Genomic DNA, 20,210 nt, shown 5'->3' with positions numbered 1-20,210 from the left:
TACATTCCCCTTTTCGTCTTTTGCAATTTCAATAGAAATTGTCAGGCCTCGTGTGTTTCCACAACTCTTAAAGGCTCAGGCTCGCTGCCTTGGGTAAAAAACTCTCTGAGATCGCGGTTACGGTAAGCCAGGATGCCGACCACAAGCAAACCGGCACCGGAAACCAATGTAATATAGTACCAATCTACAATTTCCAGAAGTGCACCGTATACCCCCATTCCTATAGGCACAGCGATGGTTATTACCGTGTTCACCACCCCTAAAACACTAGCTCTTATTCGCTCAGGTATATAGAGCTGAACATAAGAAAGCATTGGAATATTGCCCATTGTGTTAAGTATTCCGGTGAACATCAAGACGATCATGAAGCCTATCATAAGCACTACCTTTGTGCTTGTCTCAAAGATGGGCCACTCGGGGAACATCCATAGGACAATCATCAACGCCTGGATCTGAATTAAAATGAAGATTTTGTTGGTAATAAACCGGTTGATGACCGGTACCGACACAGCAACGGCCCCTATAATTACGCCTACCGCCAGCGCCGCTTCGATAAATGATAATTGCTGTGGCGTCATATCGAGCGCTTGATAAACGATAAAGGGCAGGATAAGGGAAACTGCCGGAGCAATTACAAAGTTAATAAAAACAAAAATCATCAGCAGATACTTGATCGCAGCCCGGCGGCGAATGTATTTGTAAACCTCTTTTACACTTTCAAAATAAGGCTTTGCTTCTCCGATCTCCTCTTTGCGGGGCGAGAATTTCAATAGCAAATTCAAAAACCCGGAGAAAATGAACGCGGCTCCCTCGATCAAAAAGATATGCTCCAGCCCAAATTTGCTATAAGCCGCTGCACCGAGCACCGGTCCCAGTATGCCGATTAGGGCACTGATGCTCTGCGTGCTGGAATTGACCGTCGGAACCCTTTCCGGAGAGACAATATTGGGAACGGATGAGTTTACCGTCAGAGTAAAGAGCGCTTGAAGAGCGCTCAAGATCATAGAATAAACAACGAACAGCCAAATGCTGTCGTGAAAAGCCTCAAACATGAACATAAGCATTAGAACTGAGATTCCACATAGAAAATCACAGACTATCATAATCCTTTTTTTACTACGGCTGCGGTCAACGAACACCCCAGCGATAATATTGACGAATATGCCCGGTATATAGGTGAAGCTCAACACTAAAGCGAACATACTCGATGAACCGGTGAGATCCAGAACATACAGACTGAGTGCAAAACGAAAAATGGATGTTCCCAATTCGGTGATTAATCTGCTTAGACTGAAAACGATTATATTTGTTGAGTCTCTCATATTTTTACACCCTTCATATGTTTCCGTGCGGCTTCATCAAGTATGCTGCGAAGAGTATCTGGATTCTCTTCCGCAGGAATAACAAGCGTCATGTGAATCCGGTTCCCTTGGTGCCACGCCATGCATAAGATCCGGTTAGGCTCATCGCAATTCACACCATCTTCCTCAAGGTAGTCCAAATCCGTTTCCGTGCCGAGTTCTCCCAAATAGTTGAAATTGATCGGCATCTCCCGATGGGCTGCAGCCAACCGCTGCGCCGCATCCATAAAGGCTGGATCAATCGACTCGTTGTACAACAGATTCGCAAAATGGATGTTATGCTCGGAAGCGGATTTCAGCATCCCTTTGATCGATTCGGTCTGCCTGTCCATTTCTTCTCCGCAGTCTAACAACAGCGGAATATAATCTATGCATTCACCGACAATATCGAAATAAGACTGATCCCGGTACTGTCTGCCAAAATGCGTCATCCACAACGGAATCCGTGACTTACCGAAGTACGTTCCGAAAAACGCAGCGCATATCCCCAACGCTGTCTTCCATTTAAACTCTGCATCCAGCGTTTGCGATAATTCCATATCAAATGGGACGCTATGGTGGAGCACCGTAATCTTTGCCGGATCCAAGTCGCTGCGCCGATACATACTGACGGCGATTTCCCTAGCAGCGGATTCAAATGACGGAATATTGTAAAGCTCGTTAAAACTTGCTGCCGATATCCCTTCCGGGCCTCTGCGAATCTGGTCGGCAAAATCCGTAAAGGTACGGCTTTTTCTCGTTTCATCAATTCTCCCTTGGCTTAGTGATTCATATTCATGGATTACTCGATTACGAATAATTTCATTACTCATGTAATCGAATATCGTATGTGAGAACGGGAGCAGCAGGACATATTCCTTTACGTTTTGCTTGACCAGCAGCACCCGGTACATCAATGGATCGCTGTCCGTATACGGCCTGATGAAAAAATTCTTCATAAGCGCCCGCAGAATATCCCTTTGCGACTCTGGTTCGAAACCGGAAATATCTAAAGTTGGCAGCTCGAGCTGCTCCGGGCTTTCATGCAATCGCCAACGTCCGGTTTCCGTTTCAGTGTCTTCGATGAGTACACTGCGCATGACTTCCTCGGCAGACACAATTCGCTGCAAGGCTCGGCCCAACAACTCCGGCTGAATCACTTTTCCAAATTTCACCATGGTTCCCGACACATCTTTATGCTTGAAATGGTACGTTTGGGAAGGCGAAATATCATACTCTTTGACTATCGGCTGGTTTGTAATGCCTTTGGCGTACGCCTTCTGCTTCCGTGAGATCGAATTCATCATCGTTTCTACCCAGTCTGCGCCATTCGTCTGCCGCAAACCCAATTGGTCGTTCAGTTCTTGCCTGCTTAGGTTGCGTTCTGATGTCGGAATCAGCGCGCTCAAAGCATCCGCAATGAAGTGCGGTTGAATCTTCTCGTCCAGGTGTGCAGCAATCAAGTTCTCTGCTCTCCGTTTCAGTCCCTCATCCATTCCTGAAATGTGGACGACCATGAATTCCTCGCCGTCAACGGAATAAGTTTTCCAGTTGCATGTGCGTTCTAAGCGTTCCCCAAGCCATTGTTCCGCAGTGGGAATATCTGTAAAGTGGTGCTCAGATTCCACCGTTACAGAACGTGCCGTAGAAGCCGCCAGCTCGGCAGGAGTCTGATGGGCGAACACCTGATTTATACTCAGTTCGAAGCCAAGATTAGCCAGCTTTGAAACAACCTGCATGGCCTTTAATGAATGTCCCCCGATTTCAAAGAAATTGTTGTGGACACCAATCCGTTCCAATCCCAGCACTTCCGACCATACCTGCACAATTACAGCTTCCGCCTCATTCCTTGGCGGAGTATATTCGCCCTCGGTTACGTCATAATCCGGCTCGGGGAGCGCTTTTCGGTCAACTTTGCCATTCACGTTGAGCGGAAGTTGAGCCATAAATAGGATTACGGTCGGAATCATGTAGTCGGGGAGCTGTTGTCCCATAAACTCCTTTAGCGACTGTATGGTCAATTCAACCTCCGCCACAACATAACCGCAAAGGATCTTATCCTGCGACTCTCCGGCCTGCTTGACAAGGATGACGGCTTCTTTCACGGAAGGATGACTGAGCAGTATATTCTCGACCTCGCCTGTCTCGATCCGGAACCCCCGAATTTTCACCTGATTGTCCATTCTGCCGATAAACTCGATAGAGCCGTCTGGAAGCCATTTGGCGGCGTCCCCGGTCCGGTAGACCCGCTCACCTGGAATAAACGGATTGGAGAAAAATTTCTGAGCCGATAATTCTTCATTATTTATATATCCCCGAGCCACGCCGTCTCCCCCTACCCAAAGCTCGCCGGGGACACCTACCGGATTCAAATTCCCGTTTTTATCGACGATATAGGCCGTGGAGTTGCTGATCGGCGGTCCAATTGGCACGCTATTTCCGTATGCCTTATCGATGACGAAGCAGCATGAAAAGGTTGTATTCTCCGTAGGTCCGTACCCGTTTACCATGGTTAACGGACCGGATTGCTCTCTTACCTGCTGAATATGTTTCGGGGAGAGAACATCTCCACCGACAATCAAATAGCTTACGTTGCGGAACATGTTTGGCTTGTGTTGGGCAAATTGTGTAAACAGCGGCGATGTTAACCACAAAGTCGTAATGTCATGCTGCTGAAGCGCGGATTCAAAGAGGACCGGATCCAGCAGCGTAAGTTTGTCGACCAGGTGCAGCCTCGCTCCGTTCAGCAGCGCCCCCCATATATCAAATACACTGACATCGAATACGGGTGCCGCCGTTTGCAAGACCCGGTCTTCAGTGCTGAAGCGAACATAGTTGGTATTCTTGACCAATCTGGAAACGCCCAGATGCTCGACCATAACGCCCTTAGGCAGTCCGGTTGATCCCGATGTATACATTACATAGGCGAGATTGTCGGTGCCCGTCTTATTCAGCAGGTTCGGGGCACTCTCGTCACAGAGCTGCCGATGATCCATCAAGATGACTTCCGCGTCGCAGGCAGCCCGATCCGCAAAGCAGCTCCGGGCGAGCAGCCATTTGGCGCCGCTGTTTTTGAAGAAATATTCCACCCGATCACGCGGATAGTCAGGATCGATCGGAAGATAAGCACCTCCCGCTTTTAGAATGGCGAGCATCCCGATAATCATTTCCAGCGTACGGTCACCCATGACGGCAACGACCCGTTCAGGCCCTACACCCTTCTCTCGCAGCAGTGCCGCGAGCTGGTTTGCTTTGGCATTCAGTTCGCCATATGTCAGTTCGATACCATCACAGGCCAGCGCGATGCTCTCTGTATGCTTATCCACTTGTTCCTCGAACAGTTCGTGAATGGTTTGACGGGGATACTCGGTTTTCGTGTTGTTGAAGTCCCCAATGATCTGACCCCGTTCTTCTTCCGTCAGCATACGGATGTCGGATAGCCGGATCTCCACATCTGTGGTCACGGCCTCCAGAATTTGAAGGTAATGCGCGATCATCCGCTCCACCGTATCTTTAAGGAACAGCTTCCGGGCATATTCTACATCCAGGCGAATTTCCCCCTCCTCTTCTGCTGCCGTAACCATCAGGTCGAATTTGGATGTTCCGTTGTCGAAGTCATACGGTTCTATAAGAAGTTCACCAAGCTGAATTTCCCCGACGCCGACGTTATCGACGGCAAACATGGTATCAAACAGCGGATTTCGGCTGACATCCCGCCGTACATTCAGCCTTTCGAGCAAATCCTCATATTGGACCATCTGATGCTCGAATGCTTGCAGCGAATGCTTTTTAACTTCCTCCAAAAAGTCGATGAACCGTTTGCTTCCTTCAGGCTGATTTCGAATCGCCAGGGTATTGACGAACATACCGATGACACTTTCCAATTCCTTTTGCAGTCGACCAGAGGTCGGTGTGCCTACGATAATGTCCTCTTGGTTGGCGTATTTGGACAATAGAATGTTGTATGCAGCCAATAGGAACATGTATAACGTAGTTCCAGTCCGGGCAGCCGTCCCAAGAATCCGGGAGCTTAATTCACTGCCGATCGCAATAGAGAAAGCATCGCCTTCAAAACTTTGGATTTGCGGCCGTGGATAATCTGCCGGAAGGTTTAGAGCGGGCAGCTCTCCTGCAAAACGCTCCAGCCAATACTGTTCTTGCTTCGCGTAGGCTTCCGATTGAAGCATTTCACTTTGCCATGCCGCATAATCCTTATATTCGATGCGTGATGAGGTATCATCCAGCTCTTGGCCGCTATAAAGCAAGTTCAGCTCCTCGACAAGAAGGCGGATCGATCCTCCATCCGAAACGATATGATGCATATCTATGATCAAAATATGCCTATCCTCACCCAAGTTTGCCAGCCCTACGCGCATTAGCGGAGCCTTTTGCAAGGAGAAGGGTTCAACGAACCGCTCTATGATTTCCGAAATATGGTCCGGATCTTCCGGTGCCTCAAGCTCCCGGACAGAGAAAGAAACGTCGTGATGCACCATTTGCATCAGCTCTCCTTCTACAAACCGAAACGAGGTCCTGAACGCTTCATGCCTGCGAATGAGGATAGTAAATGCCTGGTGCAGCCGTGCACGGTCCAGCTCCCCCGTTAGCTGTAAAACAAAAGGCATATTATAAGCCGTCCCCGCCCCTACAAGCTCATTGAGAATCAGCAAGCGCTTCTGTGCTGACGACACCGGATAATGCTCTCTTTCCGGCACCTTTGCGATCGAGGAATAGCTTGTTTGTTCCACAGCGTCGATCGCCTCAGCCATCTGTTCCATCGCAGGATGTTGAAAAATACTGCTTAACGGAAAGTCAATCTGGAAGACTTCCTTGATATGGGACGCCAGCGCTACCGCTTTGAGTGAATGCCCGCCCAGTTCAAAGAAATGGCTGTATGCTCCTATCGGGGCCGTTCCGAGAACCTCCGACCATATTTCGGCCAGCTTTCGTTCCGTCACACCGCGCGGTGGCACATAATTATCTGCTGCAGCGGATGCAAAGTCCGGTTGCGGAAGCGCGCGGCGATCCACCTTTCCGTTGGAGGTCAGCGGGATTTTGTTCAATTCCACGTAGTGAACAGGGATCATGTATTCCGGCAGCTCCCGCGCCAGACATCCCCGAATCTCGCGGACGGCAATATTACGGGATGTCGTAATATAAGCGCACAACTCTGTTTCCTGCTTCGGATTTAATACCACAGCAACGATAGCCTCAGCAACGCCCTCCTGTTTGAGCAGGACATTCTCCACTTCTCCAAGCTCGATGCGGTAACCTCGAATTTTGACCTGCTCGTCCATCCGGCCTAGATACTCCAGGTTTCCATCAGGGAGCCACCTAGCCAGATCACCGGTTCTGTACATTCTTTCACCGGTTTGAAATGGATCGGCGGTAAACTTCTCCGCCGTCAAATCGTCCCGGTTCATGTACCCCCGTGCCAGACTGTCTCCGGCAATACACAGTTCACCGGGAATCCCGATCGGAAGGAGCTTGTCATTTCTGTCAAGGATATACACCCTTACGTTGTCAATCGGGCAGCCGATCGGAATGTTATCGTATTCGCCATTCACCTTGAAAGCTGCCGTCACGATGGTATTTTCCGTAGGTCCGTAATTATTTACCAGGTCATAGGGTACGGGATGATAAGACTTGAGCTTATCTCCACCGGTAAGCAGCACACGCAGGGAATCGTTCTGGATCTGGGTGAATTGCTCGCAGACGGCCGTCGGCAGGAAGCTGACAGTGATACCCTGTTCGTTGTAGTAATCCGCCAATCGCGGCACATCGTATCGGATTTCCTCCGGGATAATATGAAGCTCACCGCCCGACAAGAGTGATGGGAATATCTCCCACACAGAGGCATCAAAGCCGAATCCGGCGTATTTGGTACTTTTGTCCTCAGGCGTCAGCCCGTAATACGATTGATACCATCCTGTCATATTGAGCAGGGAGCGGTGTTCGATCATCACGCCTTTCGGTTTCCCCGTAGACCCTGACGTATAGATCACATAGGCCAAGTCGGCGGACGAACCCTTTGGCGTCGAGAACGGCTTCTGTATATGAAGCTCACTGTTTGGCATCAGCACTGCCTCTAAATCGATCCAGGGGAGACTCAAACCTTTCGATTGTACCAGCCCATTTTTCGTCAGTAGCAAGCCAGCCTTGCTATCCTCCAGAATGTAAGTAATACGATCGGCAGGGTACTCATGGTCGATTGGGAGATATGCTGCCCCCGTTTGTAATACTGCAAGCACTGCCACAATCATTTCGACCGAATGTTCGACCATGATTGCCGTGATCCCCCCGGGTTTCACACCCTTTTCCAGCAGAACGTAAGCAAGGCGGCTCGTTTGTTCCTCCAGTTCACGGTAAGTCAGCCGCTGGTTTTTAAAGACGAGGGCAATATGGTCCGGCGTACGCTTGACCTGTTCTGCAAACAACTCATAAGCGGTCCGGTTATGGGCAAAGTCCTTTTTCGAACCGTTGAATTGTTCCAGAATCCAGCTCCGCTGCTCCGGCGGCAGCAGTTCTATATCTTCCAGCTTGATATGTCTGCTAACAACCACTGACCTTAAAACCTCAATGTAGTGCGTCATCAGGCGCTCGATCGTCCCGGCTTTTAACAGCTTCGCAGCATACTCCGCTTCGATGGACATTCCCCGGTCATTTTCCGTTACCGTCAATGTCAAATCAAACTTCGACATCCGTCCGTCCCAGGAACGAGAACTTACGGTAAGTCCGTCTAAAGCCAACTCTTCAATACCGAGATTCTGAAGCGTAAACACCGTGTCGAACAGCGGGTTACGGCTTAAGTCGCGTCTGAGTCCGAGCTTCTCGATAAGCTCCTCGTATGGATAGTCTTGGTGCTCGAAAGCCTGAAGTGTCGTTTGTTTCACTTCGCACAGGAATTGATCGAACGTTTTTGTTCCTTCCGGTTTTACACGCAAAGCAAGCGTGTTGACGAACATACCTACCGTTTGAAGCACGTCTGCATGAGTTCTGCCCATCGTTGGAGATCCAATCACAATATCCTCTTGGGAGGCATATCTGGAAAGCAATATGCTGTAGGCAGCCATCATAACCATATACAAGGTGGCTCCCGTTTCGTTAGCCAGCTGTTTCAACCGGGACGTCAGCTCTTCATCGAGATTCACTGAGGAAAAAGCTCCTTCAAAGCTTTGAATCTGCGGTCGTGGATAATCGGTCAACCAATTAAGCACGGGTGGCTCTTCGGCAAATTGATTAAGCCAGTAATGCTCCTGCTGCTCCCTGGGGCCGGACTGTTTACTTTGCCAAACGGCAAAGTCTTTATATTGAACACGTCGAACCGAATGCCCTGCATGAGTTTTTGCAACTGCTTCTTTACCCAGGCTGTTATACACTTCGCAGAATTCCTGCACGATGATTCCGATGGAAGCACCGTCGGCGACGATATGATGGATATCAATGATCAGAAGACAGCATTCTTCCCTTATTGTAGATAGTCCCGCCCTCAGCAAAGGTGCGCTTCCGAGGTCGAACGGAACTACGAATCGGTCGACGGTTTTCTCAATATCCTCACTAGGATGAGACTCCAATTCCTTTATAGCAAAGGGTACCTTCTCATGCACCACCTGGACGGGTTCCCCCTGCAAAGACGCAAAAGAGGTTCGTAAAGACTCGTGGCGGGAAATCAAGATTTGAAAAGACTGTTCCAGCCGGTCGACATCAAGTTTACCCTCAATTTGCAGGACAAACGGCATATTATACGCTGTTGTAATTCCTGCCATACTATTCAAAACATACAGGCGCTTTTGCGCAGAGGACACTGGATAGAACTCGGCTAGGGGAGCAGGCTCGATCCCAACAAATTCCTCATCTTCGTTCCTGTTGATCCTCGCTGCCATCTCTGCTAGAATCGGCGTCTGGAATATATCTCTTAAAGGGAGTTGGATCTCAAATTGCTTTTTCATTTCCGTGACCAACTTTAACGCTGTCAGGGAATGACCCCCAAGCTCAAAGAAATGGTCATTCGCCCCGATCGAAGGAATGGCCAGTACAGCGCTCCAAATGTCCGCCAGCTTTTGCTCCGTTTCGTTCCGAGGCGCAACAAACGCTTCGTTACCAAGAGCATTAGCCTCCACGGGCTCCGGCAAGGCCTGCAGGTGAACTTTGCCGTTCGGAGTAAGCGGTAGTTGGTCCATAAATACCCAATGAACAGGTACCATATAATCCGGCAGATCATTCAAAAGATACTGTTTCATACTCGTCGCATCGAGATTTTCCGCACCAACCACATAAGCACATAATGATTTCAGACCGTCACCCTTGTCTCTTACTGTGACTACAGCCTCCTTCACGCTTACATGCATCTGAATCCGGCTTTCGATTTCCCCGGTTTCGATGCGGAAACCGCGTATTTTCACCTGATTGTCCAACCGGCCAATAAAATCGATGCTTCCGTCCGGGAGCCAGTTTACCAGATCCCCCGTACGATAAATCCGTTCTCCCTCGATAAAAGGGCTTGCAATAAACTTCTCCGAAGTCAGGGACAGATTGTTTATGTATCCGCGCCCGACGCCATCACCGCCAACCCACAGTTCTCCCGAAACACCGACGGGGCACAGATGCCCGTATAAATCGACGATGTAAGCAGTAGAATGGGCAATCGGTCCGCCGATCGGAATCCTTGTTTCCTCGAACGAGCGGATCGTGTAGCAGCAGGAAAACGTCGTATTTTCAGTCGGCCCATACCCGTTAATGATCGTCGTATTGTGGCATTGGTTCGCCACAAGCTGAATATGCTTAGGGGAAAGGGTATCCCCCCCGACGATCAAGAAGCGAAGGGGACGGAATAACGTCGGATCCAATTGAGACAACTGATTGAACAAGGGAGAGGTGAGCCACATTGTTGTAATGCGGTATTCATGAATCGCTTCTCCCAACAGCTGCGCATCCAGAATGGAGTGCTTATCGATGATATAAAGTTCCAGGCCGTTTAGAAGTGCTCCCCAAATCTCAAATGTGCAGGCATCAAATACAGGTGCTCCGGTTTGCAAAATGCGGTCTCCTGGTTCAAAAGGGACATAGTTGCTGTTTTGGACGAGCCGTACCACATTATGATGTTCGATCATCACCCCTTTGGGACGTCCCGTCGAACCGGAGGTATACATCACATAGGCCAGGTTTGAGGGCGTAAGAATCTTTTCCGCATCGATTGCACGGTCCTCTATCACAGTTGAAGTACATTCATCCTCTTCCCGATCCAGAATGATGGATTCGACTCCGTCCATATGCTTGTCCGCATAACACTCCGACGTAACGATCCATCTCGTCTCACTATCCCTCAACATAAAGGCAATGCGATCTTCCGGGTATTCCGGATCAATAGGCAAATAGGCGCCACCAGCCTTTAAAATACCCAGCATACCCACTACCGTCTCCATTGAACGGTCGCCGATCAAGCCCACGACGCTATCTGGTTCAACACCCTTTCTTCTCAGTCGGGATGCCAGACGATCAGCTCGCACATTCAACTCCGCATAAGTCAGTTTGTGTTCCTTATTCACGATAGCGATGTTTCCCGGTATCATCCCGGCCTGACGCTCGAACAGCTGCACGATCGTTTGATCCCTCGGATATTCGCCGACGGTGTTAAATTGGTGCAGGATTTGCTGTTTCTCGTCGTCTGTAATGACTGAAATATGCTGAATCAGAATGTCAGCGTTCCGGCCGACCTGATCGAGCACTTGCTCAAAATTTTGGAACAAACGATCCATTGCGGCCTGGACATATCGGGCTGAGTTATATTTAAATTTGACTTCGAGCCCAGCGTTCGGCATCAGAATTAGGTTAAAGTCATAATGCGTCTGCTCAAAATCTTCAAGCTCAGTAATTGCAACCGCTTCTTCTCCTTCATCTAGAGGGTCCGCACTCACCGGATAATTTTGAAAGGCATAAATATGAGAGATCAGATGTTGCTTCTTGGAAGTCAGGGATTGAATCTCAGCCAGCGGATAAAAGTCGTAGCTTTGTGTTTCTAAGGAGGACTGCTGGACCTCCCGAATTAATGCAGAGAACGACATCCCGCCATGGAAGGCGATCCGGATCGGGACCGTATTGATGAACAGCCCGACCATGTTCTCAACCTCCTCCACTTCAGCCGGTCGGCCGGAGGTGACGGTACCGAAAACCACATCCTCGGTTCCGTTATAGCGGCCCATTAACAAGCCCCAGGCCGACTGGAGCACCGTATTTAAAGTCACCTGATGACTTTTGGCCAGATGCTCCAGCCCTTGTGTCGTTTCCTGGCTTATTTTGTAGGCACGGTCCACTTGAACGGCTTGCTCTCTTTGCCGTACCTCCCTGCGACCATAGCCATTCCGGCCTACCTGGGTGTTCATGCCAAAGGAGGGCAGTTCAATATCTGATTCGTAGCCTTCCAAATATCCGGCCCAGTAGCTTCGGGCTTCTTCGCGGTTCTGCCCATCCAGCCACTGAATGTATCGGGAGAAGGGCGGCGCCTCTTCCACTGATGAAAACGTACCCTGGCTGAGCGATTTATAGACGTCAAACAATTCCTGAACGATTGTTTTTAAACACCAACCGTCCAGAATGATATGATGATAGCTCCAAATCAGCTTATAACTGAGATCACCGGTTTGCAGCACGGCCGCACGAAGCAGCACATCCTTGGCCAGGTCGAACCCCTTCTTCTGGTCCTCTTGGATATAGCGGCGGATATACTGCTCCTGCTCCATTTCGCCAAACGACGACAAGTTCTCATAAAACACAGGCATCACGCGCTTTTTGAATACAACCTGCTTTGGATTTTTCGTGTTCTCATGGATGAAATTAAGCCGAAGCACATCATATTTGTCGATCAGGACATTAAAACTTTTTTCCAATATCAAGGCATCCAGCCTTCCCGAGACGGTGCAGGAAAACTGTTCGAAGTATGCGGCGGAATCTGGGTTCAAATAGGAATGAAACAGCATTCCTTCTTGCATCGGTGTTAAGTTGTATACCCCCGCAATAGTCAGCTTATCGCTCAAGACCATCTCTCCCTAAATTCATTTTTATTGGTTATAAAAATCCATAATGGCTTCCAGCTCTTCAATGGACAGATCGTCTCCCCCCACATCGGAAGGCGTCAGTTCCTGAGTCTCTTTTTCCGTGCAATGCTTGATTATTTCCATCAACTGTGTCTTAAAACGGCCGCCCAGGAGGCTGATTTCCGTTCCTGTATATTCCGCAAGATTATAGTCGATCGACATCGTCAGACAGCCATCTTCCACAAGGCCCGTAATATTCAAAGCCACTTCCCTTTCGGCTTCCGGGCTGACGGTTTGACCGTATGGCACGTCGGAAGCACTGAACAGCTCTGTATTCACATCGTTGTCGAATTGCCCCAGGTAGTTAAACTTAATTTCAGGCACCAGACGGAATTGCATCTCTTCCTCAAGCCGGTTCTCACCAAGGTATTTCAGGATTCCGTAGCCAATACCCTTGTTCGGAATGCGACGTAAGTTCTCTTTGACCGATTTGATGTGGTAGGATATATCCGCTGAACTCGGGATATTCAATACGACTGGATAAATGGAAGTAAACCAACCGACCGTTCTGCTGATATTCACGTTCTTCATGATGTCTTCCCTGCCATGGCCTTCAAGACAGATCAAAACATTGTCCTCGCCTGTCCATTCCCTTACGGCCCGTCCCAATGCAGCGAGTAGAATGTCGTTGATTTCCGTATTGTAGGCCTTATGCACTTTACCGAGAAGCTGCCCGGTTTCGGCTGCAGACAGCTTAAAGGAATACGACATGTTATCCGAGACTGTTGCAGTGCCCTCAAAAAGGCCAGACTTGGGCAGGATCTTAATGTTCTGCGATTCGATTTGTCGCCAGTAGGACTTCTCTTTCTGCAGCATTTCACTGTTTGCATATTCCGTCAGTCGGTTCGCCCACGTTTGGAAGGAATCCGTCTTGGACGGCAGTGCAATAAGTTCGCCCCGCTCTGCTTGATGATACGCAAGCGTCAAATCCTCGAATAAAATGCGCCAGGAAATACCGTCAATGATCAAATGGTGAATAATGATCGCCAAATGATCACCCTGGTCTGTCTTGAATAATCCCGCCTTGACCAACGGTCCGTTTTCCAAATCGAGACTGCCATGCAGCTCATCAATGATTCGGGCCATCTCAATCCGGCCATCATCCTCATCGGCCATTGTCTTGATGAAAAGTTCGAACCACGGGTGCTCCTCCCGAATGTTCTCCCCCCTGTTATACTGCATCCATAATCCTTCCTCGCATTTATAAACCATTCTTAACGCATCATGATGACGGATCAGCCCGGTGAAGACCTCCCTTAACAGATCCGCATCGAATCCTCCACGCTTATGCAGAACGACAGCCTGGTTCCAGTGATTTGCTGGTGAGAATCCGCATTCAAAAAACCACTTCTGAATTGGAGTAAGCTTCACAAACCCCTCGACCGGCCCCTGATCAATTTCGCGGTGGTCCGCCTGTACATATTTGGACAGCTTCCGAATTTCCGGATTTTGGAACAGATCCTTCATTTTCAACTTATAACCTTGATTGCTCAGCTTCGAAGAAATTTGAATGGCTCGAATCGAATCCCCCCCGAGCTCAAAGAAATTATGATCAATCCCGATCTTGTGGACGCTGAGAACCTCTTCCCAAATCGTCACCAGGATTTGCTCCACTTCATTACGGGGCTCCGTATAATTCCCACTCGACGCGGCGCTGCGTTCGGGAGCAGGCAGTGCATCCCGGTTGATCTTCCCGCTGATCAAAAGCGGCATTTCTGCAAGAATGATAAAGTGGGCCGGTATCATATAGCCGGGCAATGTTGCTGCCAATTCATCTTTTAACTCGAAGAGACAATTCTCCTCGCTGTCTTGCACGGAAGACTCCAGAACCAGATATGCACACAAATATTTGCTTCCGGTATCATCTTCTCTAGCCAATACAATCGTTTGCTTGATATGCGGGGATTGCATAATACAAACTTCGATTTCCTCCAGCTCAATGCGGTAGCCTCTGATTTTGACCTGAAAATCTTTACGTCCGAAAAACTCCAGATTTCCGTCATGCCGCCAGCGCCCTAAATCACCGGTCTTGTACAGACGAGGGATTTCACCCGATTCCGGGATACAAGGAGCAAATGGATCTTTCCCGAAGGACTGGTCCGTTCTTTTCGGATCATGGATATATCCACGCCCTACACCCGCACCGGATACACAAATTTCTCCGTAAACGCCTGCCGGACAAAGTTTCATTTGGTTATCGACCACATACAAATTTAAATTCGCCAGCGGTTTACCAATCGGGACGAAGTCTGTCTCCTTAGGCAAGTCGCGGATCACAAGCTGGCTGATATCATCGGCAGCTTCCGCAGGTCCGTACGCATTTACGATTGGAATTCCGGGATACAGGTTCAGCCATCTCCGGGCCAAATCCGGCTTTATGGTCTCTCCCGTAAGCATCAAGTGACTTAGAAAATCTAGTTTCATCCCTGTCTGTTCCAGCACATCCAGCATGACTGTCAAATAAGATGGGACCACTTCCAAAAGCGTCACGCGATCGGCTGTAATTGCCTCCAGGAAACGTTCTGCTTCAAGTACCATATCTTGTGGATACACCACAGTCGTCCCGCCCAATGCAAGAGCACCAAAGCATTGCCATACCGAAATATCGAAACAGATATTGGCGTTCTGGGCAAAGACCATATGATGATCCAGAGCAAGAGCATCGGCTTCGGCAAGGATGTGATTCAATAAACCCCGATGCTCGATCATTACACCTTTGGGCTTTCCGGTCGAGCCAGAGGTAAACAATATATATGCCAGACTGTCCGCACCCTGCAGTTTCCCGATATTCACCGGGCTTTCCTTCTCAATTTCCTCCAGCACCAAGTCAAGGCAAAGGATCACCCCTTCATACTGCTCTTCCAACCCATCCCGGACATATTCCGAGCGGGTTATAAGAACTCGTGCCCCGGAATCCTCCAAAATACTCGCTTTACGCTTTACTCCATACTCCGGATCGATCGGAACATAGGCGCCTCCCGCCTTCCAGATTCCGAGCACGCTTTGAATAAATCCGGGGGAGCGCTCCAACATCACTGCAGCAATCGCTTCCTCCGGCAGATCACCCAAACACCTTTGAAGGTAACGGCCAATCCGGTTGGCTTGGGCATTGAGTTCGGCGTAGTTCCATACTCCCCCAGCGAATTTCACTGCCGGCGAATCAGGCTGTTCATACGCAAAACGCTCAAAGCGTTGAGGAACACTCAGATTGAAGTCATAGGCTGCCTTTTGTCCCCGGCCCCAACTCATTATTTCCTTGCGCTCTTCCAAACTGAGCAGCTCCACGCTTCCCAGCGGTATATCGGGAGCCGTTACAAGGTTATGGAGGATCTGCAAGTAGTGACGACCCATTTGTTGTGCGGTGAAATCTGAAAACAAATCGGTGTTGTACTGCAAATCAAGAGAGATCTCGGTATGATCCGCATAAACATCCAGCATCAAGTCGAACTTGGAGATGTCGGTCTTCAGCTCATATGGAGTGAGGAGCAGATCGCCTATAGCAACTTCCGGTTTCTCGCGGTCCGTAAAATTGAACATGGTGTCAAAAAGCGGGTTTCGGCTTGTGTCACGATTCAGATCAAGCAGCTCCACCAACCGCTCGAAAGGGAAATCCTGATGATGGATTGCTGATAACGTGTGATCCATAACCTCCCTGACAAGCTCGCGAAACGTCTTATGATGTTCCGGAAAATTGCGAAGCGCCACTGTGTTGATAAACATCCCCAGCATGTGCTGTACGTCCCGATGATTACGCCCGGCGGCCGGCGTTCCGACGATAATTTCCTCCTGACCGCTATATTTCGATAACAGGGTGCAGTAAGCACCTAACATCACGGAAAACAAAGTTACGCCCATGTCCTGAGACAGCTTCTGAAGCGATCCAGCAAGCTCCGGGGACAGCGAAAGCTGCAATGTCTTGCCGTTAAAGCTCTGCACGGCCGGTCTACGGTAATCCAGCGGCAGGTTTAATAGAGGCAGTTCACCACAGAAATGCTCCAGCCAATAAGATTCATGGCGTTGCATCTCTTCCCCGCCGAGCCGTTCATTCAACCAGAAGGCATAATCCTTATAGTGGATGTCAAGCGGTAGCAGGCCGTTGTCGTTATACATCCGCTCCAGTTCGTCCAGTAGAATGACTCCCGACAAACCGTCGGAAATAATGTGGTGCATATCGATCAGCAGCACACCCTCGGCCTGTCCGGTATGAAGCCATTGAATCCGCAAGAGCGGTGCTTCTTCCAAAGTAAACGGGCGGATAAACGACTTGATTTGTTCATCGATCTGCTGCTTACCCGCACCGGTCATTTCTACCTCTTCAAGCTTACAGTCCGCTTCGGGATGAATGATCTGGACCAGCTCCCCGTCAACAAAGCGGAACGACGTTCGAAATACTTCATGACGGTCAATCAACCGATTGATAATATGCTGTAAGCGCGCGGAATCCAAACGGCCTTGAACTTGGTAGGCGAATGGCATGTTATATGCCGTTGATTCCGACTCCTCTAGCGTATGTAGCACATATATTCTTTTTTGCGCCGGACTCACTGGATAAGCGTCATCGGCAGGTGCCGGTGAAATGGACTCTGCATAGTACACACCTCCGTTCATTTCCCGGATTCGCTCCGCCAAAAGAGCAGCGGTCGGATACTCGAAAATGTCCCTCACTGTTACGTCAACACCCAGCTCCCCTTGAATACGGGAAACAAGGATCGTTGCTTTTAGTGAATGTCCGCCTAAACCGAAGAAATTATCTTCTATGCTTACCCTCTTCACTTCCAGAATCTCAGTCCAAATGGAAACTAAGGACTCCTCCGTATCATTGCGTGCAGGTACAAATTCGCCCTCGTTACGCTCGATGACAGGTTCGGGTAACCGGCTGCGGTTAATTTTCCCATTGGCATTATGCGGCATATCCTCCAGTTGTATAAAGATTGTAGGAACCATATAATCCGGCAAACAGGCGATCAGATACTCCTTCAATTCGGATGCCGTTAGATCGACATAAGCCGTGTAATACGCGCATAAGTATTTCTCGGCCCCACCCTTGACAAGCACTGCTGCTTCCCGAATTTGTTCGTGCTCGCTTAACCTGTGCTCGATTTCTCCGAGCTCAATCCGGAATCCCCTGATTTTGATCTGTTGATCCTTGCGGCCGATGAACTCGACATTACCGTCAGGAAGCCATCTGCCCAAATCTCCAGTTCTATACAATCGAACGCCTGGCCTGGAAGCAAACGGATCCTCCATAAACCCTTTTGCAGTCTGCTCCGGATCATTAAGATAGCCTCTTCCTACTGCAATTCCAGCTACACAAATTTCGCCAATGATTCCAATTGGACACAGTTGTGTTTGCTTGTTAACAATATACATTCGAATATTGGACAACGGTTTTCCGACCGGGATATATCCCTTATTCTCAGGTGCACAATCCATAACATACTGGCAAATATCATCAGATGCCTCCGCCGGACCGTATGCGTTAACCATTTTGATTCCGGGGCAAAGCTCAAACCAGCGTGTAGCCAGCGCAGGCGTGACGGCCTCCCCTGTAATCATCAAATGCTGCAGAGATTCAAAGCGAAGTGAACGTGCCTTAACGATATCCAAAAGTATACTCAAATACGAAGGAACGACTTCGAGAAGGGTTACCCGATCCCGGATGAGCTGATGGATGAACCTCTCGGGTGATAGAATCAGTTCCTCTGGATAGATAACCGTGGTCCCGCCAAGTACCAATGCACCGAATAATTGCCATACCGAAATATCAAAGCAGTGATTTGCCGTCTGGGCGAACACAATATCATCAGATAATTGAAGATCATGCGCTTCAGCCCAAATATGGTTCAGCATCCCCAGGTGCTCGATCAAGACTCCTTTCGGCTTTCCCGTCGAACCAGAAGTAAAGAGTGTATAGGCCAAATCGGTCATTTCTACCGGGACGCCGATATTGCTTTCGGCCTCTTCACCCTCGGGAGGGACAAGGTTGTCCAGCTCCGCAAACCGGCCTGGATAACGTGCTTTCAACTCGTCCTCCACGTGTGCGGATAATGCAACAACGATTCTGGCATCCGAATCGGCAACGATCCCCGACTTCCTCTCCTGTGGATATTGAGGATCGACAGGTATATAAGCAGCTCCAAGTTTCCAAATGGCGAGTATGCTCGCTACCATTAGCGGTGAACGGTCCAGCATCACCGTTGCAAAATCACCCTTTTCAAGCCCGAACTGTCTGAATATGCGTGCCAAGCGATTCGCTTTTCGGTTCAACTGATCGTAAGTCAGGTATTCCTCCTGATAGCGAAGTGCAACTTTTTCCGGCTGACGTCGTGCTTGCTCTTCGAATAGTTCATGCGCAGGCTTGTCAAGCCTGAATTCCTTTTCCGTGTTGTTAAAGTCGGTCAGAATGACCCGCTTTTCCTGTTCGGAGATGATCTCGATATCCCGCAAATACACACCATCATTGTCCAATACAATGTTCACGATTTGCTTCAAGTGCCCTTCCAAGTTTTGCAGAAAATGCTCGTCATAGAGAAATCCGTTATAGGTGAACAACACTTCGAGTTCCTGTTCCGGGAATACGGTCACGTCCAGATTGTAATTGGTATGTTCCACCATTTCACTGTCGACTATCGACAGTCTGCCTTCATCGCCGCCCATCGTCTCCAGCGGATAATTCTCAAAAACGAGAATATGGTCGATCAGTTGATTTTTGAGTACTGTTTTTGACTGGATTTCCGCCAATGAAACATAGTTATACCGGTTCGCTTCCAGCATCGAATCATTCACTTGGGCAAGTAGTACTTGGAAAGAGGTGTCCTTATAGCTTCTGATTCGTAAAGGAACCGTATTAATAAACAGTCCCACCATGCTCTCGATACCAGGCAATTCTGGCGGCCTGCCCGATACGACCGAACCAAATACTACATCCTCGCTGTCGTTATAACGCTGCAACAATACACCCCAAATCGCATGGAACACCGTGCTTAACGTCACCTGATGTTTGACGGCCAGCGTTTTCAGGCGCCGAGTTGTATCTTCATCCCATTTAAAATGGTATTTGCGATGATCGAACCCTTTTCGATCATCCCCTCCCCCCAGGGATGGGACCGTCGCACGCAATTCGTAATCCTCAAGGTATTGGCTCCAGTATTGCAGAGCATTCTTCTGGTCTTGCTCCCCGAGCCACCTTATATAATCGCTATAAGGATATACCGGAGCCAATCGTAGCGAGGAACCACTCTCCAAAGCCTCATAAATTTGGAACAAATCTTGGGCAAGGATCCCCATACACCAACCGTCCATAATGATATGATGGAATCTCCAGACGACTTTGTAGACATCCTTATCCAGTTTGAACACAGTCATGCGAAAGAGCGGACCTGTCTCTAAATCGAACTTTCGCTCCAGGTCCCGTGCTTGAAACACCTCGATGAGCCTCGGCTGTTCTTCCTTCGGACAGGTCGAAATGTCCTCAAAGCTTATTTCCGGCTCGCATTGGTTCAAGACGATTTGTAAGGGCTGCTCCACTTCCGTATATATAAATACCGTCCTTAATACATCATATCGTTCTACCAAGGTTGTAAAACTGCGCTTCATTGTTGGAAGTGATAGCATCCCTTGAATCGTGAAGGAAACATGCTCAAAGTACGCTTCAGAGTCGGGTTCCAATAAGGAATGGAACAAGATTCCTTCTTGAGTCGGCGTAAGCGGGTATATTTTATCAATTTCATGATTGCTCAATGTCACACACTCCCCATCTACTTTGGCTGCCGGATTGCCA

The 20,210-nt window shown here is 49.0% G+C and carries 3 protein-coding genes; all 3 read right to left on the bottom strand.

Going from position 1 to position 20,210, the window contains the following annotated elements; genetic code table 11:
- Positions 1-41: 41 nt before the first annotated feature.
- Genes MHI01_RS28595 through MHI01_RS28585 form a run of 3 tightly spaced genes read right to left on the bottom strand, consistent with a single transcriptional unit; the run spans position 42 to position 20,170 of the window.
- Positions 42-1,322 (bottom strand): MFS transporter, encoded by a 1,281-nt coding sequence (locus MHI01_RS28595; RefSeq protein ID WP_127550791.1) that lies wholly within the window; start codon positions 1,320-1,322, stop codon positions 42-44.
- On the bottom strand, positions 1,319-12,370 hold the full coding sequence (locus MHI01_RS28590) for an amino acid adenylation domain-containing protein (RefSeq protein WP_340984658.1): 11,052 nt from the start codon (positions 12,368-12,370) through the stop codon (positions 1,319-1,321). Before MHI01_RS28590 ends, MHI01_RS28595 begins: the two co-directional genes overlap by 4 nt.
- A gap of 24 nt (positions 12,371-12,394) precedes the next feature.
- Positions 12,395-20,170 (bottom strand): amino acid adenylation domain-containing protein, encoded by a 7,776-nt coding sequence (locus MHI01_RS28585; protein ID WP_340984657.1) that lies wholly within the window; start codon positions 20,168-20,170, stop codon positions 12,395-12,397.
- Positions 20,171-20,210: the final 40 nt, after the last annotated feature.

The sequence above is a fragment of the Paenibacillus sp. FSL M7-0656 genome, assembly GCF_038003225.1.
In the GTDB taxonomy this organism is placed as follows: Bacteria; Bacillota; Bacilli; order Paenibacillales; family Paenibacillaceae; genus Paenibacillus; species Paenibacillus amylolyticus.
The sequence above is the reverse complement of the archived record's forward strand: the minus strand, read 5'-3'. Positions and strand labels throughout refer to the sequence as shown.